Origin of the sequence: Streptomyces sp. NPDC097595, from assembly GCF_044761525.1 — a bacterium.
Lineage (GTDB): Bacteria > Actinomycetota > Actinomycetes > Streptomycetales > Streptomycetaceae > Streptomyces > Streptomyces drozdowiczii_A.
The window spans coordinates 324307-349823 of record NZ_JBIWCN010000005.1; the positions used below are offsets into that span (position 1 = coordinate 324307).

At 73.1% G+C, this 25517-nt stretch carries 19 protein-coding genes; 10 read left to right on the plus strand and 9 right to left on the minus strand.

Translation table 11 applies throughout. The features are described from left to right. The first annotated feature begins 20 nt into the window (after positions 1-20). Positions 21-1661 carry a phosphoglucomutase (alpha-D-glucose-1,6-bisphosphate-dependent) gene (gene pgm, locus ACIQZN_RS10900; RefSeq protein ID WP_403990538.1) on the plus strand — a complete coding sequence of 547 codons (1641 nt, stop codon included), beginning with the start codon at positions 21-23 and terminating at the stop codon, positions 1659-1661. A gap of 52 nt (positions 1662-1713) precedes the next feature. Here the strand turns inward: pgm and ACIQZN_RS10905 are convergent, their stop codons facing one another. Beyond that, on the minus strand, positions 1714-3603 hold the full coding sequence (locus ACIQZN_RS10905; protein WP_403990540.1) for a rhamnogalacturonan lyase: 1890 nt from the start codon (positions 3601-3603) through the stop codon (positions 1714-1716). Between the two features lie 191 nt (positions 3604-3794). Here ACIQZN_RS10905 and ACIQZN_RS10910 point away from each other — a divergent pair, with 191 nt between their 5' ends. Beyond that, positions 3795-5867 (plus strand): SpoIIE family protein phosphatase, encoded by a 2073-nt coding sequence (locus ACIQZN_RS10910; protein WP_403990543.1) that lies wholly within the window; start codon positions 3795-3797, stop codon positions 5865-5867. Positions 5868-5976: 109 nt separating this feature from the next. On the opposite strand, the gene ACIQZN_RS10915 is transcribed toward ACIQZN_RS10910, so the two are convergent. Beyond that, entirely contained in the window at positions 5977-6468 is a 492-nt protein-coding gene (locus tag ACIQZN_RS10915; protein ID WP_403990546.1) for a lamin tail domain-containing protein, read from the minus strand. 404 nt (positions 6469-6872) lie between these two features. Continuing rightward, positions 6873-7172: a DUF1876 domain-containing protein gene (locus ACIQZN_RS10920; protein WP_403990549.1), complete on the minus strand. Its 300-nt coding sequence runs from the start codon at positions 7170-7172 to the stop codon at positions 6873-6875. Positions 7173-7339: 167 nt separating this feature from the next. Here ACIQZN_RS10920 and ACIQZN_RS10925 point away from each other — a divergent pair, with 167 nt between their 5' ends. Both ACIQZN_RS10925 and ACIQZN_RS10930 read left to right on the plus strand, forming a co-directional pair. Next, on the plus strand, positions 7340-8173 hold the full coding sequence (locus tag ACIQZN_RS10925) for a PP2C family protein-serine/threonine phosphatase (protein ID WP_403990552.1): 834 nt from the start codon (positions 7340-7342) through the stop codon (positions 8171-8173). A 67-nt stretch (positions 8174-8240) separates the two neighbouring features. After that, entirely contained in the window at positions 8241-9236 is a 996-nt protein-coding gene (locus ACIQZN_RS10930; protein ID WP_403990555.1) for an MASE1 domain-containing protein, read from the plus strand. 9 nt (positions 9237-9245) lie between these two features. Here the strand turns inward: ACIQZN_RS10930 and ACIQZN_RS10935 are convergent, their stop codons facing one another. Then, positions 9246-10508 (minus strand): D-arabinono-1,4-lactone oxidase, encoded by a 1263-nt coding sequence (locus tag ACIQZN_RS10935; protein ID WP_403990558.1) that lies wholly within the window; start codon positions 10506-10508, stop codon positions 9246-9248. Positions 10509-10930: 422 nt separating this feature from the next. Between ACIQZN_RS10935 and ACIQZN_RS10940 the strand changes: the two genes are divergently transcribed. After that, entirely contained in the window at positions 10931-12427 is a 1497-nt protein-coding gene (locus ACIQZN_RS10940) for a sugar transferase (protein WP_403990561.1), read from the plus strand. Between the two features lie 87 nt (positions 12428-12514). Here the strand turns inward: ACIQZN_RS10940 and ACIQZN_RS10945 are convergent, their stop codons facing one another. After that, positions 12515-13492 (minus strand): GDP-L-fucose synthase family protein, encoded by a 978-nt coding sequence (locus ACIQZN_RS10945; RefSeq protein WP_403990564.1) that lies wholly within the window; start codon positions 13490-13492, stop codon positions 12515-12517. A gap of 112 nt (positions 13493-13604) precedes the next feature. On the opposite strand from ACIQZN_RS10945, the gene gmd reads away from it, so the two are divergent. The 4 genes from gmd (at position 13605) to ACIQZN_RS10965 (ending at position 18541) form a co-directional block, all read left to right on the plus strand. Then, a complete protein-coding gene (gene gmd, locus ACIQZN_RS10950) occupies positions 13605-14618 on the plus strand; it encodes a GDP-mannose 4,6-dehydratase (protein ID WP_391266783.1) in 1014 nt (337 codons plus the stop codon). A gap of 136 nt (positions 14619-14754) precedes the next feature. After that, the gene (locus tag ACIQZN_RS10955; RefSeq protein WP_403990567.1) at positions 14755-17001 is read left to right on the plus strand and encodes a LamG-like jellyroll fold domain-containing protein; all 2247 of its coding nucleotides are present in this window, start codon (positions 14755-14757) and stop codon (positions 16999-17001) included. Continuing rightward, positions 16998-17717: a hypothetical protein gene (locus ACIQZN_RS10960; protein WP_403990568.1), complete on the plus strand. Its 720-nt coding sequence runs from the start codon at positions 16998-17000 to the stop codon at positions 17715-17717. The genes ACIQZN_RS10955 and ACIQZN_RS10960 overlap by 4 nt, the downstream gene beginning before the upstream one ends. Then, positions 17714-18541, plus strand: coding sequence for a glycosyltransferase family 2 protein (locus tag ACIQZN_RS10965; RefSeq protein WP_403990571.1), 828 nt, complete (start codon positions 17714-17716; stop codon positions 18539-18541). Before ACIQZN_RS10960 ends, ACIQZN_RS10965 begins: the two co-directional genes overlap by 4 nt. Here ACIQZN_RS10965 and ACIQZN_RS10970 read toward each other — a convergent pair. After that, positions 18513-19703 (minus strand): glycosyltransferase, encoded by a 1191-nt coding sequence (locus ACIQZN_RS10970; RefSeq protein WP_403990574.1) that lies wholly within the window; start codon positions 19701-19703, stop codon positions 18513-18515. The genes ACIQZN_RS10965 and ACIQZN_RS10970 overlap by 29 nt on opposite strands. Before the next feature lie 114 nt (positions 19704-19817). Here ACIQZN_RS10970 and ACIQZN_RS10975 point away from each other — a divergent pair, with 114 nt between their 5' ends. After that, on the plus strand, positions 19818-21290 hold the full coding sequence (locus ACIQZN_RS10975) for a hypothetical protein (protein WP_403990577.1): 1473 nt from the start codon (positions 19818-19820) through the stop codon (positions 21288-21290). On the opposite strand, the gene ACIQZN_RS10980 is transcribed toward ACIQZN_RS10975, so the two are convergent. From ACIQZN_RS10980 to ACIQZN_RS10990, 3 genes are read right to left on the minus strand one after another with little or no spacing between them, the layout of a single operon-like run. Beyond that, the gene (locus tag ACIQZN_RS10980) at positions 21265-22503 is read right to left on the minus strand and encodes a hypothetical protein (protein WP_403990580.1); all 1239 of its coding nucleotides are present in this window, start codon (positions 22501-22503) and stop codon (positions 21265-21267) included. The genes ACIQZN_RS10975 and ACIQZN_RS10980 overlap by 26 nt on opposite strands. Then, positions 22500-24233 carry a lipopolysaccharide biosynthesis protein gene (locus tag ACIQZN_RS10985; protein ID WP_403990583.1) on the minus strand — a complete coding sequence of 578 codons (1734 nt, stop codon included), beginning with the start codon at positions 24231-24233 and terminating at the stop codon, positions 22500-22502. Before ACIQZN_RS10985 ends, ACIQZN_RS10980 begins: the two co-directional genes overlap by 4 nt. Next, positions 24230-25492: a glycosyltransferase gene (locus ACIQZN_RS10990; protein WP_403990586.1), complete on the minus strand. Its 1263-nt coding sequence runs from the start codon at positions 25490-25492 to the stop codon at positions 24230-24232. The genes ACIQZN_RS10985 and ACIQZN_RS10990 overlap by 4 nt, the downstream gene beginning before the upstream one ends. Positions 25493-25517 lie beyond the last annotated feature (25 nt).

Genomic DNA, 25517 nt, shown 5'->3' on the forward strand with positions numbered 1-25517 from the left:
CCGATACGGAGGAGTGGCAGATGCCGCACGCACGAGCCGGACAGCAAGCGCGCCCCGAGGATCTGACCGATGTGGCACGGCTGGTGACGGCGTACTACGCGCTGCACCCCGATCCGGCCGAGCCCGGCCAGCGGGTGGCGTTCGGCACCTCCGGGCACCGCGGTTCATCGACGGCCACCGCGTTCAACGAGGACCACATCGCTGCGACGAGCCAGGCCATCAGCGAGTACCGGGCCCAGCAGGGCACCGACGGGCCGCTGTTCCTGGGCGCTGACACCCACGCCCTGTCGGAGCCGGCCCGAGTCACCGCACTTGAGGTGTTCGCCGCCAACGACGTGCGCGTCCTCATCGACACCGAGGACGGGTACACCCCGACGCCCGCGGTCTCGCACGCCATCCTCACGTACAACCGCGGCCGCACCTCCGGCCTCGCGGACGGCGTCGTGGTCACCCCGTCGCACAACCCGCCGGGTGACGGCGGGTTCAAGTACAACCCGCCGAACGGCGGCCCGGCCGGGTCGGACGCGACCGGCTGGATCCAGGACCGGGCCAACGAGATCATCACGGGCGGCCTCAAGGACGTCCGCCGGGTGCCGTACACCCGGGCGCTCGCCGCCGCCACGACCGGCAGGTACGACTTCCTCGGCACCTACGTGGCGGATCTGCCGTCCGTCCTGGACCTGGACGCGGTGCGCGAGGCCGGGGTGCGGATCGGCGCCGACCCGCTGGGCGGCGCTTCGGTCGCGTACTGGGGGCGGATCGCCGAGCAGCACCGGCTCGACCTGACCGTGGTCAACCCGCTGACCGATCCCACCTGGCGGTTCATGACGCTGGACTGGGACGGGAAGATCCGGATGGACTGCTCGTCGCCGCACGCGATGGCCTCGCTGATCGGCCGGCGCGATCGGTACCAGATCGCCACCGGCAACGACGCCGACGCCGACCGGCACGGCATCGTCACCCCGGACGCCGGGCTGATGAACCCGAACCACTACCTGGCCGTGGCCATCAACTACCTGTACGCGCACCGGGAGAACTGGCCGTCCGGGGTGGGCGTCGGCAAGACCCTGGTGTCGTCCGGCATGATCGACCGGGTCGCAGCGGACCTCGGCCGGGAGCTGGTCGAAGTGCCGGTCGGCTTCAAGTGGTTCGTGGACGGGCTGTCCGACGGTTCGCTGGGCTTCGGCGGCGAGGAGTCGGCCGGGGCGTCGTTCCTGCGCCGGGACGGCTCGGTGTGGACGACGGACAAGGACGGCATCCTGCTCGCGCTGCTGGCCTCCGAGATCCAGGCGGTCACCGGCGAGTCCCCGTCCCAGCACTACGCCGCGCTGACCGCCCGCTTCGGCGAGCCCGCCTACGCGCGGATCGACGCCCCCGCCGACCGCGAGCAGAAGGCGGTGCTGGCGCGCCTCTCCCCCGAGCAGGTCGGCGCGGACACCCTCGCCGGTGAGCCGGTGACCGCCGTGCTGACCACGGCACCGGGCAACGGGGCCGCGATCGGCGGGATCAAGGTGACCACGGAGAACGCCTGGTTCGCCGCCCGCCCCTCGGGCACCGAGGACGTCTACAAGGTGTACGCGGAGTCCTTCCGGGGCGCCGACCACTTGGCGCAGGTGCAGGAGGAGGCCAAGGCCGTGGTCTCGGCGGCGCTGACCGCCTGACCGGCGGGGCGCCCGCCCTCCCGGTAGCGGTACCGGGAGGGCGGGCCTCAGCTCACGGCGTCCACACCGTGGGCCTCGGGGCGGTCGCCATGCCGTTCCCGAGGAAGAAGCCGGGGTGCGGGGGCTGGTTGTACGCGGTGTTCTGCCAGGCCAGCGCGGTGCGGTAGGTGGTGTCGTGGAGCAGGGTGGTGATCCTGGTGGTGGTCTCGTACGGCGTGGAGTAGATCCGCAGCGCGGTGTTGTTCGTCGTCGCCCAGACCACCTCCTCGCGCCAGTCGCCGAGGAGGTCCCCGGAGATGACCGGAGTGGCCTTCGTGCCATTGTTCGAATGGACCGAGGCGCCGGTCAGCAGGCGGGTGTCGCCGGAGGTGCCGTACTTGTCGATGTGGGTGCCGTCCAGCAGTTCCCGGGTGGTGTCACCGTCCCACCAGGCCAGGAAGTTGGTGCTGGAGGGCTTGCGGCTCGCGACCACCGTGCCGTGCGGGTCGCGTATCCCGGAGGCCGCGGACGACCAGGACTCGGCGCCGGGGCTGCCCGCCCAGATGTCGTCGCTGACACCGCGTCCGTTGTCGCCCCCGGCGGGCGTCGACCAGATGATCTGCCCGGTCTTCGCGTCGGCCATCCAGGACGAGGGCTTCGAGCCGTCCTCGTCCACCTTGAACTCCTCCAGGCCCGGGCGCGCCGGGTCCAGGTCGCCGACGTGCAGGGCGTCGCCGTGGCCGTTCTTCGTGGTCCACAGGGCCCGGCCGTCGTCGTCCACCGCCATGGCGCCGTAGACGATCTCGTCCCTGCCGTCGCCGTCGACGTCGGCCACCGACAGCTGGTGGTTGCCCTGGCCGTCGTAGCCCCGGCCGGAGTTGGTGGAGCTGTTGGTGTCGAAGGTCCAGCGCCGGGTGAAGGCCCCGCCGCGCCAGTCCCAGGCGGCGATCACCGTACGCGTGTAGTAGCCGCGCGCCATGATCAGTGAGGGCCTGCCGCCGTCCAGATAGGCGGTGCCGGCGAGGAAGCGGTCGACACGGTTGCCGTAGTTGTCGCCCCAGGAGGAGACGGTGCCGCGTGCGGGGACGTAGTCGACGGTGCCCATGGCGGCGCCCGTCAGGCCGTTGAACATGGTGAGGTATTCGGGGCCCGACAGGACGTAGCCGGAGGAGTTGCGGTGGTCGGCCGATGCGCTGCCGATCACGGTGCCCCGGCCGTCGACGCTACCGTCTGCGGTCTTCATCGCCACCTCGGCCCGGCCGTCGCCGTCGTAGTCGTACACCTGGAACTGCGTGTAGTGCGCGCCGGAGCGGATGTTGCGGCCCAGGTCGATCCGCCAGAGCCGGGTGCCGTCGAGCTTGATGCCGTCGATGACGGTGTCGCCGGTGTAGCCGGACTGGGAGTTGTCCTTGGCGTTGGTGGGCTGCCACTTCAGTACGAAGTCGAGTGCGCCGTCGCCGTCGAGGTCGCCGACGGAGGCGTCGTTGGCCTCGTAGGTGTAGGCGACGCCGTCGGGGGTCGTGCCGCCCGGGGGCGGGCTGATGGGCACGTCCTTGTAGCCGGCGCGGAACTGGACCGCGTGCACGGAGTCGGCCTGCTCGACACCGTCGACCACCGCGCGCACGGTGTAGTCGGCGGAGTCGGGGGCGCCGGTGTGGAAGTAGTCGGTGGAGCCGGTGAGGGGCGAGGCGTTGACCTTCGTACCGCCGCGGTAGACGTTGAAGGCGACGGAGTCGGGGTCGGTGGCGAGCCAGCGCCAGCTGACGAGGTTGCCGGAGTCGGTGTGCACGCTGACCACGCCCCGGTCCAGCGCCTCGACCTGGCGTGCGGTCGCGGCGTGCGAGGTGTGGCCCGTGACGACCAGTCCGGCGGCGGCGAGGATTCCGGCGGTGACGGCGCCGAGCAGGGCCCGGGTCCGGGTGGTACGGCGTCTGCGGGAGGTGCGGGGATGCGCGAGAGCCACGGTAGGTGCCTTCCCGAGTGGGGGTGGGTACTCCTCAGTGGCCGCCGGGCGCGGAAAGGTTGCCGCCCCCTCCTGTCCCGTACGCCCTCACCCGTTCGGCGCCGCGCGGTGGCGGGCGCGGTCCGGGGGCGCGCAGGCTGGCCGGAAAGCTGCCGATCGCCAGGGGCGGCGGAGCCCGTTGGGGGTGCGACGTGTCGGACACCGGTACCACGGCCCCTGGAGCGGACCCGGGCGACGACATGGCGGGGGCGCTGCTGAACACCCTTTTCAACCAGTCCGCCGTCGGTCTGCACGTCCTGGACCTGGATCTGCGGGTCGTCCGTGTCAACGCCCTCACCGAGCTGGTGGACCCGGAGGAGATCGTCGGCCTGCATTTCACCGAGGCCTACCGGCTCGACGACCCGGCCGAGGCGGAGCGCCTGTTGCGCCAGGTCCTGAAGACCGGCGCACCGGTGGCCAACTTCGCGGTGCGCGGGCGGGTTGCACGGGCCCCCGGCCCCGACCGCAACCTGAACGTCACCCTGCACCGGCTGGACGCCGAGGACGGCCGCCCGCTCGGGCTGCTGGCGGCCGTGGTCGACGTCAACGAGCGGGACAAGGCGCACGTCCGGGCCGATGTGCTGGCGGCGGTGCGCCGGGGGGCGGGTCACTCCCTCGATGTGGCGGCGACCTGCGAGGGACTGGCGTCGGCGCTGGTGCCGGCGTTCGCCGACCTGGCCGTGGTCGAGGTGGTGGACGAGGTGCTGCGCGGGGCCGACCCGCCGCTGAGCCCGCTGGGCCGGGACGTCCCGCTGCGGCGCGCGGCGGTACGGGGCACGGAGACGGCGTCGGACAACCTGGTCGGCGAGCTGCGCCGGCTGCCCGAGGCGACCCCGTTCGCCCTCGCCGTCGCGGATCTGCGGCCCCGGCTGGTCCAGCTGGGCCCGGACACGCCCTGGCTGGACGCCGACCCGGAGACGCGGCGGATGATCGAGGCGACCGGGGCGCACTCGATGATCGTGGCGCCGCTGAAGCTGCACGGTTCCGTCCTCGGCCTGGTCAGCCTGTACCGGCACCAGGGCGATCCGTACAACGAGCGCGACCTCACGCTCGCGCTGACCGCCGCCGCACACGCGGCGCTGAGCATCGAGAACGCGCTGCGCTTCGCCCGCGAGCACGTGATCGCCTCGACCGTCCAGCGCCGGCTGCTCCCCCAGCACGAGAACGACCGGGTCGCGATCGAGACCGCGCACGTCCTGCTGCCGGGGCGCAACAGCGGCTGCTGGTTCGACACGATCGGGCTCTCCGGCGCCCGGACGGCGCTCATCATCGGCAATGTCGCCGGACACGGGTTGCAGACGGCCATCACGATGGGGCAGCTGCGCACCGTCATCCACGCGCTGGCGGGGCTCGACCTGGAGCCCGACGAGGTGCTGGCCCGGCTCAACGACACGGCGGACCGGCTGGTCGAGGAGCGGCGGTCGCTGCCGCCCGGGGACTCGCTGCACCGCCAGCCGCTGACCGCGACCTGCCTGTACGCGGTCTACGACCCGTTCACGCAGATGTGCACGGTGGCGCGGGCCGGGCACCCCGCGCCGGTTGCCGTCGGGCCGGACGGGCGCCCGCTCGTGCTGGACGTGCCGGAGGGGCCGGCGCTCTTCTCGGCGGACAGCGCGCCCTTCGCTACGGGTGCGGTGCGGCTGGACGAGGGCAGTGTGCTGGCGTTCCTCACCGGTTCGCTGCTGCCCGAGGAGCGGTCGGTGGAGCGGGTGCGGGAGGCGCTGGCCTTCCCGGAGCGCCGACTGCGGGACCTGTGCGACGCGATCGTGTACAACCTGCCGGCCGAGGCCGATCCGGACGGGGCCGCGCTGCTGCTCGCCCGGACGGGCGTGGTGCCGCCGGACCGGGTGGCGACCTGGGAGCTGGCCCACGACCGGACCACTCCGGCGGTCGCCCGCACCCTGGTCCGGGACCGGCTGGAGGGCTGGGACCTCGACGAGGACACCATCGAGGCGACCGAGCTGATCGTCAGCGAGCTGATCACCAACGCGGTCCGCTACGGGACGCCGCCCCTGCAACTGCGGCTGCTCCTTGACCGCGCGCTGACCTGCGAGGTGCACGACACCAGCCCGGTGGCCCCGCATCTGCGGCACGCCCGGACGGTCGACGAGGGCGGGCGCGGCCTGTTCATCGTGTCGCAGCTCGCCAACCACTGGGGCACGCGCTACAGCAAGAGCGGCAAGGCGCTGTGGACGGAGCAGGAGTTCCGGGACGACGGCTCCTGACCCCTGACGGGCATACGGGTGCGCCGCACCCCGGGCCTGGTGGGCCGGGGTGCGGCGCGAGGAGAGGCCACGGACGGCGGCCCGGGTCCAGCGGGCCGCCGTCGGTGGGTCAGCGGCGGGGACCGTGGTGGCGGTGCCCCCAGGACTTGGAGTCGACCTTGTGGCCGTGCGCGTCGCGCAGGGTGGCCGTGTCGCTGTTGTCCCAGACGTAGCTGCGCCGGTCCTGGTAGACGTCGTGGCGGGTGTCGCGGCCGACGCCGGTGTGCACGCGCACCGAGGAGCGGCCGGGCAGGCGCAGGTCGAACTTGTAGGTGCGGTGGCTCTCGTCGCTGAGCGTCCAGCCGCGCAGGTTCACCGTCTGCCGCCCGGTGTTGGTGACGGTGACCCACTCACCGTTCAGGCTCCGGTTGGAGCCGTTGTCGCGACCGGGGCTGTCGTACTGGACCTTGCCCAGGACGACGGTCGGACGCGGGGCGTGGTGGCCCCGGCCGTGGTCGCGGCCGTGGTCACGGCCGTCGGCGACCGCGGGGAGGGCGGCGGCTGCGACCAGTGCGCCGGAAGCGAGGACGGCTGCGGTGATCCGCCGTGCGGAACGGGACATGAAGACCCCTCAGGTGCAGGCCCGGACCGGTGGGGTCCGGGCGGTTCAACGTTCCCGGCGTCCTGCCGGGAGCCACACCTTGGACCCGCCGGCGGCCCGGCGGGAACCACATCGGGGCGTGTTACGAAGTGCGGACATTTCCGTCACACACGGCTGTAGTCGGCATGTAGGGAAAGCTGCGGGTACCTGTCAATTCCTGTCCGCTGCAACCAGCCGTACGGAGCCGGATTGACGGGGTCGACCGTGCGGGCGACGCCGCCGGGCGCGCCGCGGGCGGCCCTGTGCCCGGGGCCTGCGGGTTCGTAACAAACAGACCGCGAGCCCTGTTGAACGCCCGTTCCGTTACCGCCGGAACGGGCGCACGGATGTTCCCTCGAACGCCGGGCGGGGTGCGCTCGTCGTGTTCAGGCCGTGGCGTCCGACCAGGCGTAGGGCGGTGGCACCGGGCCGTCCGGCCGGCCGGCACCGGCCTCGCCGATGGCGCGGTCGGCCACGCTCATCAGCTGTCCGGCGACGTCGTGCATCGCGCGGCTCGCCGCGACCTCGTCGCCGATGGTGGGGACGTCGGGATCCTGGGGGCTCAGCCGGGCGATCCCCTGGCCGGCGAGTCTCGCGGTGCCGGTGTCCAGCACCGCTTCCGCCTTGGTCGTCCCGCCCTCCTCGGAGAGCTCGACGCGCACCGTCCATTCCAGCGTGCGGTTCATCGCATACCTCCCGGCCCGCACCGGCCGGCGGGCGCGGGCCGGGACACGGGTCCACCTCCAGCATCCACCCGACCGGCCGCCGCCGCCCGCCCGGACTGCGCCCGGTCCCCCGCCGAAATAGGATGCAGGGAACCGGCCCGCCATCCCCCCGTCCCGCGGAGCGGCCCATGAACCGGCGTCGTCCTTCCCGGTCGGCCAGCTCCGACGAACTGCTCACCACCCTCCACGACCTCACCTCACGGGCCCGCCGCGAGGTGGAGCTGCACCAGGCCAGGGTGGAGCTGGCCGAGGCGCTCCAGCGCGAGATGCTGCCCCCCTACCTGCCCTCGCCGCCGGGCCTGCGGACCGCCGCCCGGTACGCCCCGGCGCGCACCGGCCTGGACATCGGCGGCGACTGGTACGACGGGTTCGAGCTCCCCGACGGGGCGCTGGCCTTCGCCGTCGGGGACGTCCAGGGGCACGATGTGGAGGCCGCCGCCTTCATGGGCCGGGTCCGGATCGCGATGCGCGCCTTCGCGCTCACGGCGGAGGACCCGGGCGAGGTCATGAGCCGTACCAACGACCTGCTGCTTGCCGCCGACACCGGACTGCTCGCCACCTGCACCTTCGTACGTCTCGACCCGGCCACCCGGGAGCTGCGCAGCGCCCGGGCCGGTCATGTGGCCGCCGTCTGGGCCACCGCCGACGGCCGGGCCGGCACCACGGACGACGAGGGCGGGCTGCCGCTCGGGGTGCAGTCGGGCGAGGAGTACCCGGTCACCACGCGCCCGCTCGGCGGCGAGGGGGCGTTCGTGCTGCTGACCGACGGGGTGGTCGAGGGTCCCTCGTACGCCCTGGACGAAGGGCTGGACGCGGTGGTGCGGCTCGTACGTTCCCGGGTGACCGAGGACGCGGACGCGCTGGCCGACGCGGTCATGGGGTCCGCGGAGCGGACGGGGCACCAGGACGACGCGGCGGTGCTCGTCCTGCGCCACGGGCGCTTCGGTTCCGGCGGAGGGTGAGGCGGACCGCGGCCGCCCGTGCGTGTCACACCGCCGTCCGCCTCGGGGCCGGTGTCTGATGAGAGGCGTGATCCACAGCGAGAGGAACCGCCGGTACCTGGTGGCGGTCCTGCGTGTCGTGGGCGTCGCCGCCGCCTATTACGGGGCGGCCCGGCTGGGCCTGCTGCGGGAGCTGACCGTCCATGGCGCGGTGGTGACGCCGCTGTGGCCGCCGACCGGGATCGCGCTGGGCTGCCTGCTGTATCTCGGATTACGCGTGTGGCCCGGGATCGCGGTGGGCTCGCTGGTCGTCGTGGGCATGCTGGGCGGTACGGTGACGCCGTCCTCGCTCGTCGTCGCGGCGGGCAACACGCTCGCCCCCCTGTGCGCGTACGCGCTGCTGCGGCGGACCGGTTTCCGCCTGGAGCTGGACCGGCTGCGCGACGGCATCGTGCTGGTGTTCCTGGGGGCGATGGCCGCCATGGTGATCAGCGCGACCGCCGGGACGACGATGCTCGTGGTGGACGGCAAGGTGCCCGCCTGGAACTTCTGGTCCGTCTGGGCGGCGTGGTGGGCGGGTGACGTCATGGGGGTCCTGGTGGTCGTGCCCGTCGTGCTGGTGCTCGGCCGGGTTCGGCCGCCCCGGCTCACGGACCGCTGGGCGGAGGCCGTGGCGCTGTCGGCGGTCGCGGTCGCCGGGGCGCTGTTCGCCACCCGGAGCTCGCTGTCGATGCTCTATCTGGTGTTCCCGATCGTCATCTGGGCCGCCCTGCGCTTCCGGCTCGCGGGCAGCGCGCCGTGCGCCCTGCTGGTGTCCGTCCTGGCGGTCGTGGCGGGGACGGACGGGGCGGGGCCGTTCGCGGGGCACACCATCGTGGAGGTGATGATCAACCTCACGGTGCTCAACGGGGCCGTCGCCCTCACCGCTCTCCTGCTGGCCGCCATGGTCACCGAGCAGCAGAACGTCCGGCACCGCATCGAGCGCGCCTGCGAGGAGCTGGCCGAGGTGGTCGACCAGCTCGCCCCGGGCCGCTCGGCCGCCGCCTGGCCGTCCCGGGCCGAGGACGAACGCGGCAGCCGCTGACCACGCGGATCAGCGGCGGAAGTACCGGTCCAGGAACGCGTTGCGGAAGGTGCCCTCCGGGTCGTGGCGGGCCATCAGCTCCTCGAAGTCCGCGTAGCGCGGGTACAGCGTGCGCAGCACCTCGGGGGCCGTGGAGAAGACCTTGCCCCAGTGCGGGCGGGCGCCGAACGGGGCCAGGGCCTCCTCGATCGCCGCGGCCACCGGTGCGACGGCCGCCGCGTCCGGGACCCAGGTGAAGTGGAAGGCCACCGAGTCCCGGCCGTGGGCGGGGCTCAGCCACAGGTCGTCGGCGGCGACGGTGCGGAGCTCGGAGATCTGGAGCACCGGGGCGATCCGGTCCCGGAGCCGGGCCACGGCCTCGTACGCGGCGACGGCGTCCGCGCGGGCCACGAAGTACTCCGACTGGAGCTCGTCGCCGTTGCTCGGGGTGAACTCCATCCGGAAGTGCGGCAGCCGCTCGTGCCAGGGGCCGGGCACACCCTGCTGCGCGGTGCAGTTCCCGGCGGGCACCCCGGGGATCGGGTGCCGGGGGCCGTCGGCGAGCCGTGCGCCCAGCCACTCGGCGGGCATCGCGGCCTGGGTGCCCTCGTCGCCCAACCGCTGCTTCAGCCACACCTGGCCGACGGGTCCGGGGCGCCAGTCGGTGAAGACGCTGACGCTGTAGGCGGCGGACATCACCTCGTCGAAACGCGCGGTCAGTGTCGCCTCGGGCAGGTCCTCGTACACCCACTGGCGCACCTCGAAGGCGGGCACGAGGTCCAGTTCCAGCGAGGTCACCACGCCGAGGGCGCCGAGGGAGACGACCGCGCCCGCGAAGTCCTCGTCGGTGCGCCGCAGGGTGCGCAGCTCTCCGCCGGCCGTCACCAGGGAGAGGGCGCGCACCTCGCCCGCCAGGGAGCGGTTGCCCACGCCGGAGCCGTGGGTGCCGGTCGCGACGGCGCCGGCGGCCGAGATGTGCGGGAGCGAGCCCAGGTTGGCGAGGGCGAGACCGCGCTCGTGCAGTTCGGCGGCGAACTCACCGAAGCGGAGTCCCGCGGTCAGCGTGACGGTCCGGCCCGGGACGTCGATGTCCACGACGCGCGGGAGCCCGGCGAGCGACACATGGTCGCCGGTGGTGTCCGCGACGGTGTTGAAGGAGTGCCGGGTGCCCAGGGGGCGGACCGTGCCGGAGGCGGCGACCGTGTCGCGCAGTTCGCGGACGGATCGCGGCACGCACAGCCGCTTCGCGCCGAAGGTGATGTTGCCGGCCCAGTTCTTCTCCGCGGGGGTCACCGTACGTCCTCTTCCACTCGTGGCCGGGCACGTGCTCCCGGCACCGCATCCTCCCAGACCGCCCGGCGGCCGCCGGAGCCGAGCGGCCCGAATACCGCGCGCGCAACCGCGCGAGCACGTACGGTAGTTGGCGACCGAGGTACATATCCGCACACCAACCGTTTGACGCATGGCACACATACCAACAGGTGCACACAGAACCAGAGATCCGGTACGGATCGGGACGAGTCACGGAACAACGTGCCTGTCTGAACTTCACCGGAACTCCAGCGAAATGCCATGTGTGTGGATATCGTGCACCGAGCGAGGGCGCGTCCGTCAGTCCACTGGATCGGCGGATGCGCCCCGTTTGTGGCGATGCGACTGTGACTGGGGGGTTCATGGGGCATGTCGAGCTACCCGAATCCGATATACCGAGGCCCGTGGGACTGGCGGGGGCGCCACGACCGCGGACCTCTTCAGGACTGCCGCGCGGCCAGGACATCGGCCGGCCGCGGCGGCTTCCGGAGGTACGGCGCGAGCGCGGCGCCGGGGCACCCGGCAGGCACCCGGGCCTGCTGACCCTGGTGGTGGCCGCCGAGTCCGCCGGACTCGGTTTACCCGCCTGGCTCGTGCTCCGCGCCGACGGGCAGCCCGAGGCTCTGGCCGGGGCGCTCGCGGCCACCCTGGTGTGGTGCGGGGTCCGGGCCGCGCGGGGACGGTACGCCCTACGTGTGCCGGGCCGTCCGCCCGGGGCGCTGACCACGCCCGGGGACTGGTTGCTGCTCATCGGTGTGCTGGCGGTGCTGTGGACCGTCCTCGACGCACCGATCGACCCGGCGGCGGCCGTCGTCGCCCTGATCCCCGGGCTCCTGGCGGGCGCGGGCACCTCATCGGCCCGGCGGCTGGCCTGGTCCGGGAGGCGCCGGACGGCGCGCCGGGTGCTGGTGGTCGGCGAGGCCGCGGGGGTGGACCGGGCGGTGCGGCTGCTCACCTCGCGGGAGGACCACGGCTATCGCGTCGTGGCCGCGCTGCCGGTGGGCGCGGCGGCGCTGAGCTGCGAGGTCCCGGTGCCGGGGCGGCTGGCTCCGGCACCCGCGGGGGACGACGCCTCGACGGTGCTGGGCGCGGCCTTCGCGCACGAGGCGGACCTCGCACTGGTGGTTCCGGGTCCGGGGCTGGCCGAGGAGCGGTTGCGGCGGCTGACCTGGGGCCTGCACGACGGCGGCCTGGAGGTGTCGGTGCTCTCGCACCTCTCGGAGACCGCGGCGGACCGGATACGGCCCTCGTCGGCGGCCGGGCTCACCCTGCTGCACATCGTGCCGCCGTTGCGCCGGGGTCTCCAGCCGGCCCTGAAGGCGGCGGTGGACCGGGCGGGGGCCGCCTGCGGGCTGGTCGCCCTGTCTCCGTTGCTGCTGCTGATCGCGGTGGCGGTCCGGCTGACCTCGGCGGGGCCGGTCTTCCACCGGCAGGTCCGCCAGGGGCAGCACAACCACCCCTTCGTCATGTGGAAGTTCCGCACGATGGTGGTGGACGCCGAGCGGCACAAGGCGCGGCTCGCCGAGGCCAACGAGAACGACGGCCCGATGTTCAAGATGCGGCGGGACCCCCGGGTGACCCGGCTCGGCCGCCTGCTGCGTCGCTCGTCGCTGGACGAACTGCCCCAGCTCATCAACGTACTCAAGGGTGACATGTCCCTGGTCGGCCCTCGTCCGCCACTGCCGGACGAGGTGTCCCGGTACGACGAGCGGGAGTTGCGCAGGCTCGCGGTGAGGCCCGGGCTGACGGGCCTGTGGCAGGTCAGCGGGCGGTCCGACCTCTCGTGGCAGGAGACGGTGTCGCTGGACCTCTGGTACGTCGACAACTGGTCGGTGGCCACGGACATGGGGCTCATGGCCCGGACGCTGCGCGCCGTCACCGACGGCCGCGGGGCGTACTGAGGGCGGGGGCGGATGAGTATCGGGGAAGGGAGCCGGGTGGTCCGCCCGTCGTGGACGGGGGCGGGCCGCCCGGCCGGGCGGGGGCGGCTACACGGCCCGCTGCCGGAGCCACCAGGAGTATGTCTCCGCGATGCCCTCCTTCAGCGGGACGCGCGGTGCGAAGCCGAGGGAGGTCAGCCGGGAGACGTCCAGGAGTTTGCGCGGGGTGCCGTCGGGTTTGCCGGTGTCCCAGCGGGTCTCTCCCTGATAGGACGTCACCTCGGCGACCATCGCGGCGAGTTCACGGATGGTGAGGTCGTCGCCGCAGCCGACGTTGACCGGCGCGTCGTCGTCGTAGCGCTCCAGCAGGAGCACGCAGGCTGCGGCGAGGTCGTCCACGTGCAGGAACTCGCGCCGGGGGTTTCCGGACCCCCAGAGCGTGAGGGCCGGTGCGCCGGACTCGCGGGCCTCGTGGAAGCGGCGGATCAGGGCGGGCAGGACGTGCGAGGTCTCCAGGTCGAAGCTGTCGCCGGGGCCGTAGAGATTGGTCGGCATGGCGCTGATGTAGGAGGCGCCGTACTGGCGCCGGTAGGACTGCGTCTGCACGATGCCGGCGATCTTCGCCAGCGCGTACGCCTCGTTGGTGGGTTCCAGGGGTCCGGTGAGCAGCGCGCTCTCGGGAATCGGCTGCGGGGCGTGCTTCGGGTAGATGCAGGACGAGCCGAGGAAGAGCAGCCGCTCGGTGCCGGCCGCGTGCGCGCCCGCGATCACGCTCAGCTGGATGCGCAGGTTGTCCTCGATGAACTGCACCGGATACGTGCTGTTGGCCATGATCCCGCCGACCCGGGCGGCGGCCAGCACCACGGCGTCGGGGCGTATGCCGCGCAGGAAGGCGGCGGTGCTCTCGGCGTCCCGGAGATCGAGGAGGTCACGGCCGCGGGTGATCACCTCATGGCCGTCGGCGGTGAGGCGGCGGACCACCGCCGACCCCACCAGGCCCCGGTGGCCGGCGACGAACACGCGGGCACCGGGGCGTAGCAGGGACGGGACGCGTTCCCGGGGAGGGCCGGGGAGATCAGTCGTCATGTTTTCGGATTGTGCCAGCAGCCGGGAGAAACGGTGTTGTTTTGCCCCGGATCCCTCAGACATTGACATTCCATGACCAACTGCCTTACGGGCGACCGCAGAAGGGGGAAACGTGGCGAAGACCGCGCTCATCACCGGGGTGACCGGACAGGACGGTTCGTACCTGTCGGAGCTGCTGCTCCAGAAGGGGTATACGGTCCACGGCCTGATCCGCCGCTCGTCCAGCTTCAACACGGAGCGGATCGACCACATCTACCAGGGCCCGGAGCAGGAGCACCGGTCCTTCGTGCTGCACCACGCGGATCTGGCCGACGGGGTCGCCCTGGTGAACCTGTTGCGGGACATCCGGCCCGACGAGGTGTACAACCTGGGCGCGCAGTCGCATGTGCGGGTCTCCTTCGACGCGCCGCTGTACACCGGGGATGTGACCGGCCTGGGCACGATCCGGCTCCTGGAGGCGGTCCGGGCCAGTGGCATCGACACCCGGATCTACCAGGCGTCCTCCTCGGAGATGTTCGGCGCGAGCCCGCCCCCGCAGAACGAGCTGACGCCGTTCCACCCGCGCAGCCCGTACAGCGTCGCGAAGGTCTACTCGTACTGGGCGACGGTCAACTATCGCGAGGCGTACGGGATGTTCGCGGTGAACGGCATTCTGTTCAACCATGAGTCGCCCCGGCGCGGGGAGACCTTCGTGACCCGGAAGATCACCCGTGGTGTGGCCCGGATCAAGGCGGGCCTCCAGTCCCGGCTGCATCTGGGCAACCTGGACGCGATACGCGACTGGGGTTACGCCCCCGAGTACGTGGACGCGATGTGGCGCATGCTCCAGTGCGACACCCCGGACGACTATGTGGTGGCCACCGGGGAGGGCGTCAGCGTCCGGCAGTTCCTGGAGTACGCCTTCGAGCACGCCGGCCTCGACTGGCGCGAGTACGTCCGCTACGACGCGAAGTACGAGCGGCCCAGCGAGGTCGACGCGCTCATCGGGGACGCCTCGAAGGCCGGACAGCTGCTGGGCTGGAAACCGGCCGTACGGGCCCGGGAACTGGCCCGGATCATGGTCGACGCCGATGTGCGCCGGCTCTCCGACGAACTCGCGGGGGCCGCCGTGCGCGTGGACAGATAACAGGCTCCGGCGCGCACCCCCACCCCCCACCGGCGACGCGGTGGGGCCGCACGCGCCGGTTCGGGCGGGGCCCAGGCCCCTCCCACTCGACCGCGGCCAACGGGCCGCAGCTCGTTCTCACCTTCGGAGCTGAATGATGAACCGAACCACGGGGCGCCGACGCGGCCGGACGCGGGCCGCGGCCGCGGCGCTCGGCCTGCTCGCGGGCGCCCTGAGCGCCGCCGCCGCGGGCAGTCCCCCGGCCGCCGCACTCACCGCGCCCATCTCGATCACCGCGGACGACCTGTCCACCTGGCAGACCAACGGCATCGTCTGGTCGATGGCCGCGTCCGACGACGGGGTGGTCTACGCGGGCGGTACCTTCTCCACCGTACGGCCCCCGGGCGCGGCCGCCGGGACCTCCGAGCAGCCCGCGGTGAACTTCGCCGCGTTCGACACCGCGACCGGGGCGCCCACCGGCTGCTCCCTGTCGTTCACGCTCTCCTCGGGGACCGCCACGGTCCGCGCGCTGGCCCTGTCCCCGGACGGTGAAACCCTGTACGCGGGCGGGCAGTTCGGGGCGGTGAACGGGGTGGGCGTCAGCAACATCGCGGCCATCGACACCGCCACCTGCACCCCGCGCCAGAACTTCAAGGTCGCCGTCTCCGCCACCGTGCGGGCGCTCGCGGTCACCGACGACACGGTGTACCTCGGGGGCGACTTCAAGAGCGTGGCGGGGCAGCCCCGCAACTTCTTCGCCGCCGTCACCACCGGTGCCGCGCTGAAGCCGTGGACGGCGAACGCGGACGAGGTGGGCCGGGCGGTGGAGGTGACTCCGGACGGGCAGCACGTGGTGCTCGGCGGTGACTTCTTCACCATGAACGGCACCAGCTCGCACGCGCTGGCGGTGGTGGACGCCACCAGCGGCGCGCTGAACAAGAGCTACCCCGGCTTCATCCCGAACACCTCCACGGTGCAGGACCTCACCAGCGACGCCAAGCAGTTCTACACCGCCAACGAGGGCACCGGGGGCGGGGTGTTCGACGGCCGCATCGCCCTCGACCTCACCACGTTCAACCAGGTGTGGCGCGACACCTGCCTGGGCGCCACCCAGGCCCTGCTGGTGCACAACGGGGTGCTCTACAGCGGCAGTCACGCGCACGACTGCGCGTCCATGGGCGAGTTCCCCGACCAGCCGCGCAAGCATCTGCTGGCCCAGTCGGTGGACGACCCGAAGCTGCTGCCGTGGTTCCCGGACACCAACGACGGGATCGGCGAGCCGGTCGGCCCGCGTGTGATGGCGCAGACCGACAAGGGCGGCCACCACTACCTGTGGGTGGGCGGCGAGTTCACCACGGTCAACAGCAAGGCGCAGCAGGGGCTCACCCGGTTCGCCGACGGCCCGGACACGGGGGCGCCCTGGGTGCCGAACGTCAGCGTCTCCACGGTCGCCCCGAACAAGGTGGACGTGAACTGGCAGACCAGTTTCGACACCGACGACGGGGTGCTCACGTACCGGATCTACAAGGACGGGGCGACCACCCCAGTCCACACCACGACCGGGTACTCCGTGTTCTGGGACCGTCCGCAGCTGCGGTGGACGGACACCGATGTGGCGGCCGGTGAGACCCACACGTACCGGATCAGCGCGAGCGACGGCACCAACACCAGCGCGAAGTCGCCCGCGGTGAGCGCGACGGTGGCGGCCAAGGCGGAGAGCTACCCGGCGAGAGTGGTCTCCGACGGGGCGTCCCTGTACTGGCGCTACGACGAGGGCACGTCCACCTTCGCCGCCGACACCGGGGCGGGGCTGGACAACGGCTTCCTGCGCAACTCCCCCTCGTACCGGCAGACTCCGGCAGCGGTTGCCGGGCCCTCGACCGCCATCGGGTTCAACGGGTCCACGCAGTACGCGTACAGCAACCGCGGCCGGCCCCAGCCCACGGCCTTCACCGTGGAGACCTGGATCAAGACCACGACGACCCGGGGAGGGAAGATCATCGGCTTCGGCAGCAACACCCTGGAGCTGAGCGGCAAGTACGACAAGCATGTGTACATGCTCAACAACGGGCGTCTGACGTTCGGCACCTCCAACGGCGGCGGTCAGACCGTCAGCACCACCGGGGCGTACAACGACGGTGCCTGGCACCATGTCGTCGCCACCCAGGGGTCCGGTGGCATGGCCCTGTACGTGGACGGGCAGCTGCGGGCGTCCAACTCGCGGTACACCAAGAACCAGAGCTACACCGGCTACTGGCGGGTGGGCGGGGACAACCTCGCGACCTGGCCGAACCGGCCGACGAGCGACTTCTTCGCCGGCCAGATCGACGAGACCGCCGTCTACCCGACCGCACTGACCGCCGCCCAGGTCAGTGCGCACTACGCGCTGAGGAACAGTGGATGAGGAACACGTTCCTGGCCGGCGCCGCCGTCGTTCTCGCGACGGCGGCGCTGGCCGCCTGCGGCTCGTCCTCCGGTGACGGGGGCGGGGACGGGGGCGGGGCCAACAAGGCCGCGGGCCGCGCCGCTTCGAGCAGCGCGGCGCCGTCCGTGCCCGCGGCCGGAGCGGCGGCCGACCCCTCCGCGCCCGCCGGCCCGGAGGCCACCCGGAGCAGCGAGCCGCCGAAGATCCCCACCGACCGGCTGACGCCCGCCACCGGCACGTTCACCAAGAAGCAGAAGGAGTACCTGACCGACCGGGTGCCCGTGGGCATGGACCCGGCGGCGGTGCTCCAGACCGGGCAGGAGACCTGCGACCGGCTCGACTACCTCGTCAAGGTGGACCGGGACACGGCGGTGGGTGCCGTCGTGACGGGCGAGATCAGCGGTGCGGAGCCCGCCGTCGCCCATCTGTGCCCCCGGCACAAGGACCTCGTGGAGCGGGCCTCGCAGGGGTACGCCGACGGCGCGCACCGGGACGGGAAGCTGCGGCCCGGCCGCTACCGGGACGTCTCCCCCACCGCGAACTGCACCTGGGAGGTCACCGGCCCGGGCGGGAAGGTGCTGCTCTCCGGCTCCTCGCACGAGGGGAAGCGGAGCACGATCACGATTCCGGAGGCGGCGCTCGCCTTCACCTCCACAGGCTGCTGGGCCTGGCTGCCCGAAGGGGACAAGGGATGAAGAAGCTGCCGATAGCCGTGGCGATCCCCACGAAGAACGAGGGGCTGAACATCGCGGAGGCCGTGCGGTCTGTCATCGACCATTTCGAGGCGGTGGTCGTCGTGGACTCGCACAGCTCCGACGACACGGCGAAGATCGCCGCCGAGTGCGGCGCCGAGGTCGTCCCGTACACCTGGGACGGCGGGCATCCGCGGAAGAAGCAGTGGTGCCTGGACCAGGTGCGCACGGACCTGGACTGGATCCTGCTGCTCGACGGGGACGAGCGGCTGAGCCCCGGGCTGCTGGCCGAGCTGCGGGGGATCTTCGCCGATCCGGACGCGCCGAAGCCCGCCGCGTACGACATTCCGCTCGGCTACTGGTTCTCCGGGAAGCGGCTGCGGCACGGCTACACCATCCGCAAACGTTCGCTGACCGACCGGACGCGCTGCCACTACCCGGAGGTGGGCGATCTGGACGCGCCCGGCATCGGGGAGGTGGAGGGGCACTACCAGCCGGTCGCGCAGAGCACGGCGGCGCTGAGCCATCCGATCGAGCACCAGGATCTGGACCCGGTGACCGCCTGGTTCGAGCGGCACAACCGCTACTCGGACTGGGAGGCGTGGCTCAACCACCATCCGGAGGTGAAGGAGCAGGTGCGCCGCGCCAAGTCGCGGCAGGGGCAGCTGTTCCACAAGGCGCCGTTCAAGCCGCTGATGTCCTTCGCCTACATGTACGTCTACCGGCGGGGGTTCCTCGACGGGCGCGCCGGGTTCGACTTCGCTCTGGCGATGAGCTTCTACCGCTGGCAGATCGCCCTCAAGTCGCGTGAGAAGCAGTCTTCTTGACGCCTTCGCTCCTCCGGCGGACCACGTCCTCGTAGGTCCGCCGGAGGGTGCGGGTGACGACCTCGATGGTGAAGTGCCCGTTGACCAGCTCCCAGGCGGCCTTGCCCGCCTCGGCGTTGGCGCCCGGTTCGAGGAGCTCCAGGACCGCCCGCGCGACCTTGTCCGCGTTGGCGGCGTCCTCCCCGACGCGGCTGTCGATCACCCGGCCCGCCCCGGCCCGCGCCACATCGGGCCCGAGCCCGCAGGTGCGGGTGATGACGGCCGGGGTGCCCACGGACATCGCTTCCAGGATTGAGACGCCCAGGGGTTCCTCGATGGACGGCAGGACGTACACATCGGCCTCGCGGCCCGCCGCCAGCACCTCCTCGTGGCCGAGCGGCCCCACGTGGTCCAGCGAGCCCGTCACGCCGAGCCGGCGCGCCAGTTCGAGGGTGCCGTGCAGGGCGCCGGTGTCCGGTCCGGCGAGGACGAAGCGGGCGTCGGGGTGCTCGGCCAGGACGGCGGGCATCGCGGCGACGAAGTCCTCGGGGCGCTTGCGCTCCTGGATGCGGGCGAGGAACAGCACGGTGGGCGGGCGGCCGGGCTCGCGGGCGGGCTTGAACGGCTGCGGGCGCACCCCGTTGACCAGGCGTACGGTCCGGGTGAGCGGCACGGGGGCGGCGACGGCGTTGACGTCGACGCGCTCGGCCTCGGTGAGGTGGAGCACCGCGTCGGCGCCGCGCAGCACCCGGCGGACGCCCAGGAGGTCGGTGAGCTGGGCGACGCGCTTCTCGGTCGGGTCGACCATGCCGTGGGTCTGGACGACCAGGGGTGTGCCGGAGCCCAGGGCGAGGAGGGCGGCGGGCAGGGTGACCAGGTCGCGCATCAGGTGGACGTGGACGAGGTCGGCGCCGCGCATCATGCGGCGGGCGGTCCGCAGCAGGGCGGCGGAGGTGATCCCGCTGACCTCGAACATCGGCAGCAGGTGGCGGGCCTGGAAGAGGTGGACGGGGACGCCCTCCACCTCGCGCGGCAGGGGCCCGTCGAAGCCGTCGCCGAGCGCCATGATCCTGGCGTCGTCGCCCCCGGCGCGCTGGACCTTGGAGAGGTTCAGGGCCACCCGGGTCGGACCGCCGAAGGCGTGGTCCGGGGTGTGCAGCGTGACGATGTGCAGGATCTTCACCAGGGTCCCCCTTGCCCTCGTTCCGGCCCTGCCCAGACTAGTCGTCACATCTCCTCACGTGTGGTGATTCGTTAATGTGTGGCTACACAACCGCACTTCAGGAACGGGGAGTTGATGACATCCGTGCACGAGGGTGCGGCACCCTCCGCGACGGCCCGCCCACTGTCCTGGGCCATGCTGTCGCGGGCGCTGGCCGTGCCGATCGTCCTCGGCCTGGTGTGCTTCCTGCCCGCGCTGATCGCCGCCCAGCCCGGGACCGGGGTGCGGGACACCGCGTACTGGTTGCAGCTCGTCCTGACCTGTTACGCGGGGGCGCGGCTCGCGACGATGATCCTGTCCACGCGGCGGCGGCTGCTCCAGGGCGTCTTCTGGATGTTCGTGTACATCGCGATGGGGGTGGCTCCGTTCGCGCAGGTGGTCATCGGCCAGACGCCGACGCCCGCGGTCGGGCCGCGCGCCGACCTGGTGACCGCCGTCGCGCTGGTCCTCGTGGGGTGCGCGGCCTTCGACCTGGGGGCGCTGCTGGCCTCGCGGCGCCCGCTGCGCCGCCGCCGCACGGCGCGCGGGGAGAGGCACGGCGCCACCGCGCACCCGGTGCGGCTGCGGCTGCTGGTGCTGGTGGCGTTCGCGGCGAGCGGGTACTACGTGCTGAAGCTGGGCGGGCCCGCGGTCTTCTTCTCCAGCAGGCAGGAGATCAGCGCCTCGGTCGCCGAGAGCGGGGTGGCGTCGGGCGAGTCCAATGTGGGCTCGGCGTTCCTGAAGGGCTTCGGCACGGTGCCGGCGCTGCTTGCGCTGCTGTTCTACACGCGCAGGCTGGTGACCTCGCGCGGGGCCAGGCGCTCGCCGTCGACCGTGCTGGTCTGGTGCGGCCTCGCGGCCGTCAATCTCATCGTGAACAACCCTGTTTCCAACGCGCGTTACTGGTTCCTGACGGTGCTGGTCTCGCTGCTGTTCACCGCCTTCCCGCGCAGTGCGGCGATGTACCGGTCGGTGCTGGCGCTCGGCGTGATCGGCGCGCTGGTGCTGTTCCCGTACGCGGACCGGTTCCGGTACGACGACGAGGGGTACCGGCCGGTCCAGTCCTCGTCGGTGTTCGAGCCGCTGGCCACGAAGGACTACGACCAGACGGTGATGTTCGCCAACACCGTCACCTGGGTCGGCACCCGGGGGCACACCTACGGGCGGCAGCTGGCGGGGTCCGCGTTCTTCTTCGTGCCGAGGGCGGCGTGGAGCGGGAAGCCGGAGGACACCGGGGTGCGGGTCGGCCAGTGGATGGGGATGAACATGACCAACCTCTCCGCGCCGCTGTGGACGGAGCTGTGGGTCGACTTCGGGGTGGTGGGCCTGGTCGGCGGGCTGGCGCTGACGGGGTACGGGGCGGCGCGCACCGACCGGCGTTACGCGCGGGCGGTCTCGCGGGACGGGCCGGGTCCGGGCAGCGTGCTGGCCATCGCGGCGCCGTTGATCGCCGGGTACACCTTCATCCTGCTGCGCGGTCCGTTGTTGCAGGCGGCGGGGAAGCTGGCGATCGCGGCCCTGTGCCTGGCGCTGGTGACGAGTTTCAGGTCCGGGCGGCGTCCGCGCTGACCGGCGCCGGGGCCCGCGCGCCCGCCCGGGTCAGCCGGGCCACCCGGGTCCAGGTCGCGACGGCCTTGCAGACGGAGCCCAGGCACAGGCCCCAGGCGGCCCCGGTCACCCCGCCGATCGCGTAACCCGTGGCGAGGAAGGCGACCGCGGCGAGCGAGAACACCACCTGGATCGAGAGCGTGGTGCGCGGGTCGAGGAGCCGGAGGGCCAGCAGTCCGCAGGTGCCGGCGGCCATCGCCGCGTACTGGCTGCCCGTGGCCGGGAGGAGCGCCGCCGCCGTGGGCCACGTCGCGCCGAGCAGGTGGCGGCCGACGGAGCCGGGCAGCAGGGCGAGGACGGTGGCCCAGGCGGCGGCCGTCAGGGCCAGGACGGCGGCCAGTGCGGCGGTCGCGCGCACCCGGAGCCGGTCGGTCGCGAGCCGCCCGAGGAGCGGCGGGCCGAAGCCGGTGGCGGAGGTGAACAGCACGTTGAGCGGGCCGAAGAGCGTGGTGGCGCCGCGCAGGGCGCCGACGACGAGGGGGTTGCCGACGGCGCCGAGGCCGAGCACGGAGAGCTGGGAGGTGGCGTTGCCGACGCCGAACTCGACCACGAACCTCCGGCCGAGGTGCCCCTTCGCGAGCATCGGCCTCAGCGCCACCGGGGCCCGCGTGGTCCTGCGGTGCAGGGCGGCCGCGGACAGCAGCAGCGCGGGAAGGGCGGAGAGCCCCCAGACCGCGACCAGCCGGGCGGCCGGCGCCCCGTGCGGCTGTACGGCCAGGGCGCCGACGACACACACCAGCCGGAGGCTGTCGGCGGCCAGGGCCAGATGCTGGGCGTGCAGCGTGGCGAAGGCGTAACGGGCGATGTCCTGCCCCAGCACCACCGGCAGGACCAGGCCCAGCGTCATCAGGGCGCGTGCCGTGGAGCCGGGCAGCAGGACGCAGACGGCGGCGAGCAGGCCGCCGAGGGCGGTGGCGGCGAGCAGCGTGAAGCAGAGGGCGGACCGGCAGGCGGACCGGGTCTCCTCGCCGCCGCCCCGGCGGAGCACGAGGGGCTGTCCCGTAAAGGCGCCGGAGACGCCGAGCAGGACGGTGAAGACGAGGTAGACGGCGGAGAAGCGGGCGAAGCCGGCCACGGTGGAGAGCCGGGCGGCGGCCACCAGCACCAGGATGTTGGTGAGGGCCGCCACCCCCTGGTCCGCGACCGAGCAGACGATCGCGGTACGGGCTCTCATCGGTGTCCGGCGGCGCTGTTGTGGCCGTCGCGTCCGTGGCCGCCGTCCACGGTGCGCAGGCCCAGCGTCTCGGCCGGGTCGCCGGTGCGGCCCGCCACATCGGGGTCGCCGTATCGGCCGCCCGGGGCGGCCGGCCCCTGCCCGGCGGGCCGCTGCCCCGGCGCCCGGGCGCCGCCGGACTTCTTGCGGGCCCGCCGGTCCAGCCGGCCGTAGCCCGGGTGGAGCAGGGTGCCGAGGACCGAGCCGCCCGCCGCGCCGATGACCTCGCGGATGCGTTCGAGGTCGCTGCGGTGCACCTCGCGCGGTTGGCAGACGATGACGACGCCTTCGACGCGGTCGACGAGCGCGACGGCGTCCGCGTACGACAGGACGGGCGGGGCGAGCACGATGACGACCGCGCCGGGCCTGCCGCCCTCGGCGATGATGCGGCCGACGGGGGCGGAGGTCAGGGCGCGCGGCACGTTGTCGGTGCGGCGGCCGGCGACCAGGGTGAAGGCGCCGGACCCCGGCACGTCGACGTTGGCCCGGCTGTCGGACGGCCAGCCGCGGTCCTGGTTGCCCGTCGCCCAGCGGGGGCTGCGGCCCGGGTGGGCGGCGCCGAGGTCGCCGGCCAGGGAGGGGGTCCGCAGATCGGCCTCGACCAGCAGGACGTCGCGGCCCATCTCGGCGAAGGCGGCGGCGAGGTTGGCGGCGGCGGCCCGCGCCATGTCGTTGTCGCCCCGGGGCGCGGTGACCAGGAGGCGGCGGCGTTCGGCGAAGGACGGGTCGTAGGCCAGCCGGAAGGCGACCGCCCGGTACTCCTCGGCGAGCCTGCTGCCGGGGCGGCCGATCGCGAGCAGCGTGCCGGCGGTCGCGCGCTCCCGGGGCAGGGTGCCGAGCAGCGGCGCGCCCAGGGAGCGGACGAGCTCCCTGGTGGAGCGGACGGCCGGGTCGAAGACGAGGCGCACCCATGACATCAGCAGCCCGAGGGCGAGTCCGACGACGCCGCCGAGTCCGAGGAGGAGTGGCAGGCCGGCCCCGGTGGGGTGCTGCGGGGCGACGGGCTTCTTGTTGAGGTAGCCGGGTGTGGTGTCCAGGGCGCGGAGTTCGGAGACCTTCTGGGTGAGCGCGGAGATGGCGACGATGAGGTTGGCGCGTGCGCTGCTGACGTCGTCACCGGTGCCGGTCTCCTGCTCGGCGAGCCGGTCGCGCTGTTCGGTGAGGGGTTTGAGCTGGGCGCGGTAGCCGTCGACCATGTTGTCGATGCTGTCCTCGGTGCGCTCCCGGCGTATCTCCAGGTATGCCTCGGCGAGGGCCTCGGCGCGGGCCCTGGCCTGCTCGGGGGTGCGGCCGGTGTAGGCGAATTTGAGGACGAGGGTGTTGGGCGGGTTGGTGACCTGGAGCCCGGAGAGCAGGGCGCCGACCTCGACCCTGTCGCCCTGTTTGGCGAGGGTGCCGGCCGCGATGGTGCCCACGGCGTCGCTGACGGCGGTCTGGCGTTCGGAGCCGATGTTGATGCCCTTGTCGGCGGAGGCCCCGGCGGCGAAGGGGTCGGAGGCGGCGGACCGTACGGACACCTCGCCGGTGGCCGCGTAGGTTTCGTCCCCGCTCAGGGCGAGCCAGCCGCTGCCGAGGAGGCCGAGGAGCACACCGGTGACGAGCAGGGTCCGGTAGCGCAGGAGCTGGCGGAACTGGTCCCGGAGCAGGGCGGGTTCGTCCTGCTCGTCCAGGGTGCGGATCGGTTCGGTCATCGGCGTGGGCCTTCCCGGCCGTCGCGAAGGGCCTCGGTGAGCAGGGCGTCGAAGCGGGCCAGCGCCGCTTCCCGGCCCAGATGGCGGGCCACGTAGCGGGGCCCGTGGGCGCCGAGCGCTGCCGCCTCGGCGGGTGACTCGACGAGCTTGCGGACGGCGCCGAGCACGGCGGCCGGGTCCTCGGGTGCGACGAGGAGCCCGGCCCCGGAGCGCCGCACCTCCTCGGCGGTGCCGCCCTCCTCGGCGACGGAGGCGACGACGGGGCGCCCCGACACGAAGTACGAGGTGAGCTTCGACGGCACGCTCATGTCGAGCACCGAGGCGCGCTGGGTGACCGCGAGGACGTCGGCGGCGGCCAGGATGTCGGTGAACTCCTCCGCGTCCGCCGGGGGCAGGAAGTCGAGGTTGGGCAGCGCGGCGGCGCGGGCGCGCAGGGCGTCGCGCTGATTGCCGTCGCCCATCAGGACGATCCTGATCTCGGGGGCGAGGCGGGCCGCGTCGACCAGGACCTCCAGGCCCTGTTTGAGGCCCATGTTGCCGGAGTGCAGGACGACGGGTGTGCCCTCGCGCCAGCCGAGCCGGGCCCTGGTCGCGGCGCGGTCGGCCGAAGGGGTGCCCACATGGCTCCAGTTGGGCACGACGCGGATGCGTGCCGGGTCCACCCCGTAGGCGGTGACCCGGGGCACGAAGCTCTCGTGGATGACGCCGACGAGGGTCGCGGCGCGCAGCGCGAACCGCTCGGCCTTCGCCGCGAGGGCCGCCGCCCTGTCCCCGCCCCGGATGCCGCTCTGGGCCGCGGCGGCGCCCATCAGGTCCTGGACGACGGGGAGGTACGGCACCCGGTGGCGGCGGGCGAGGCGGGCGCCGATGACCCCGCCGGCGAGGCTGGGCATCTGGGAGACCACCGCGTCGGGCCGGATGCCGGGCGGCGCGAGGAGGCCGTGCGCCAGGACGCTGCCCTCGAAGGCGGCCCGGCGCAGGGCGCTCTGGCGGGGCGGCACGTAATGGCGCCTGCGGTGCACGGTGACGCCCGCGCGCCGCTCCTCGGTGCGCCACACCCCCCGGTAGGCCGCGTCGGTCCGCCAGGCCGGGTAGTGCGGCATGCCCGTGAGCACATGGGTGTCGGCGCCGGACGCGGCCCAGTGCTCGGCGAGCTGGGCGGCGTACGGGCCGATGCCGGTCAGCTCCGGCGCGTAGTTCGTGGAGACCACCAGCAGGCGGCGCCGCTCGAACGGTCTGTGGTGCTCTTCGTCTGCCATCGGACGATCGCCTTCCCCCCGGAGC

What these genes read in the sequence shown, in the direction of transcription:
- ACIQZN_RS10925 (WP_403990552.1), top strand. Translation starts at nt 7,340, where the DNA reads ATGAACCGGCGTCGTCCTTCCCGGTCGGCCAGCTCCGACGAACTGCTC.
- ACIQZN_RS10980 (WP_403990580.1), bottom strand. Translation starts at nt 22,503, where the DNA reads ATGAGAGCCCGTACCGCGATCGTCTGCTCGGTCGCGGACCAGGGGGTG.
- ACIQZN_RS10985 (WP_403990583.1), bottom strand. Translation starts at nt 24,233, where the DNA reads ATGACCGAACCGATCCGCACCCTGGACGAGCAGGACGAACCCGCCCTG.
- pgm (WP_403990538.1), top strand. Translation starts at nt 21, where the DNA reads ATGCCGCACGCACGAGCCGGACAGCAAGCGCGCCCCGAGGATCTGACC.
- ACIQZN_RS10920 (WP_403990549.1), bottom strand. Translation starts at nt 7,172, where the DNA reads ATGAACCGCACGCTGGAATGGACGGTGCGCGTCGAGCTCTCCGAGGAG.
- ACIQZN_RS10965 (WP_403990571.1), top strand. Translation starts at nt 17,714, where the DNA reads ATGAAGAAGCTGCCGATAGCCGTGGCGATCCCCACGAAGAACGAGGGG.
- ACIQZN_RS10975 (WP_403990577.1), top strand. Translation starts at nt 19,818, where the DNA reads ATGACATCCGTGCACGAGGGTGCGGCACCCTCCGCGACGGCCCGCCCA.
- ACIQZN_RS10990 (WP_403990586.1), bottom strand. Translation starts at nt 25,492, where the DNA reads ATGGCAGACGAAGAGCACCACAGACCGTTCGAGCGGCGCCGCCTGCTG.
- ACIQZN_RS10955 (WP_403990567.1), top strand. Translation starts at nt 14,755, where the DNA reads ATGAACCGAACCACGGGGCGCCGACGCGGCCGGACGCGGGCCGCGGCC.
- ACIQZN_RS10960 (WP_403990568.1), top strand. Translation starts at nt 16,998, where the DNA reads ATGAGGAACACGTTCCTGGCCGGCGCCGCCGTCGTTCTCGCGACGGCG.
- ACIQZN_RS10915 (WP_403990546.1), bottom strand. Translation starts at nt 6,468, where the DNA reads ATGTCCCGTTCCGCACGGCGGATCACCGCAGCCGTCCTCGCTTCCGGC.
- ACIQZN_RS10945 (WP_403990564.1), bottom strand. Translation starts at nt 13,492, where the DNA reads ATGACGACTGATCTCCCCGGCCCTCCCCGGGAACGCGTCCCGTCCCTG.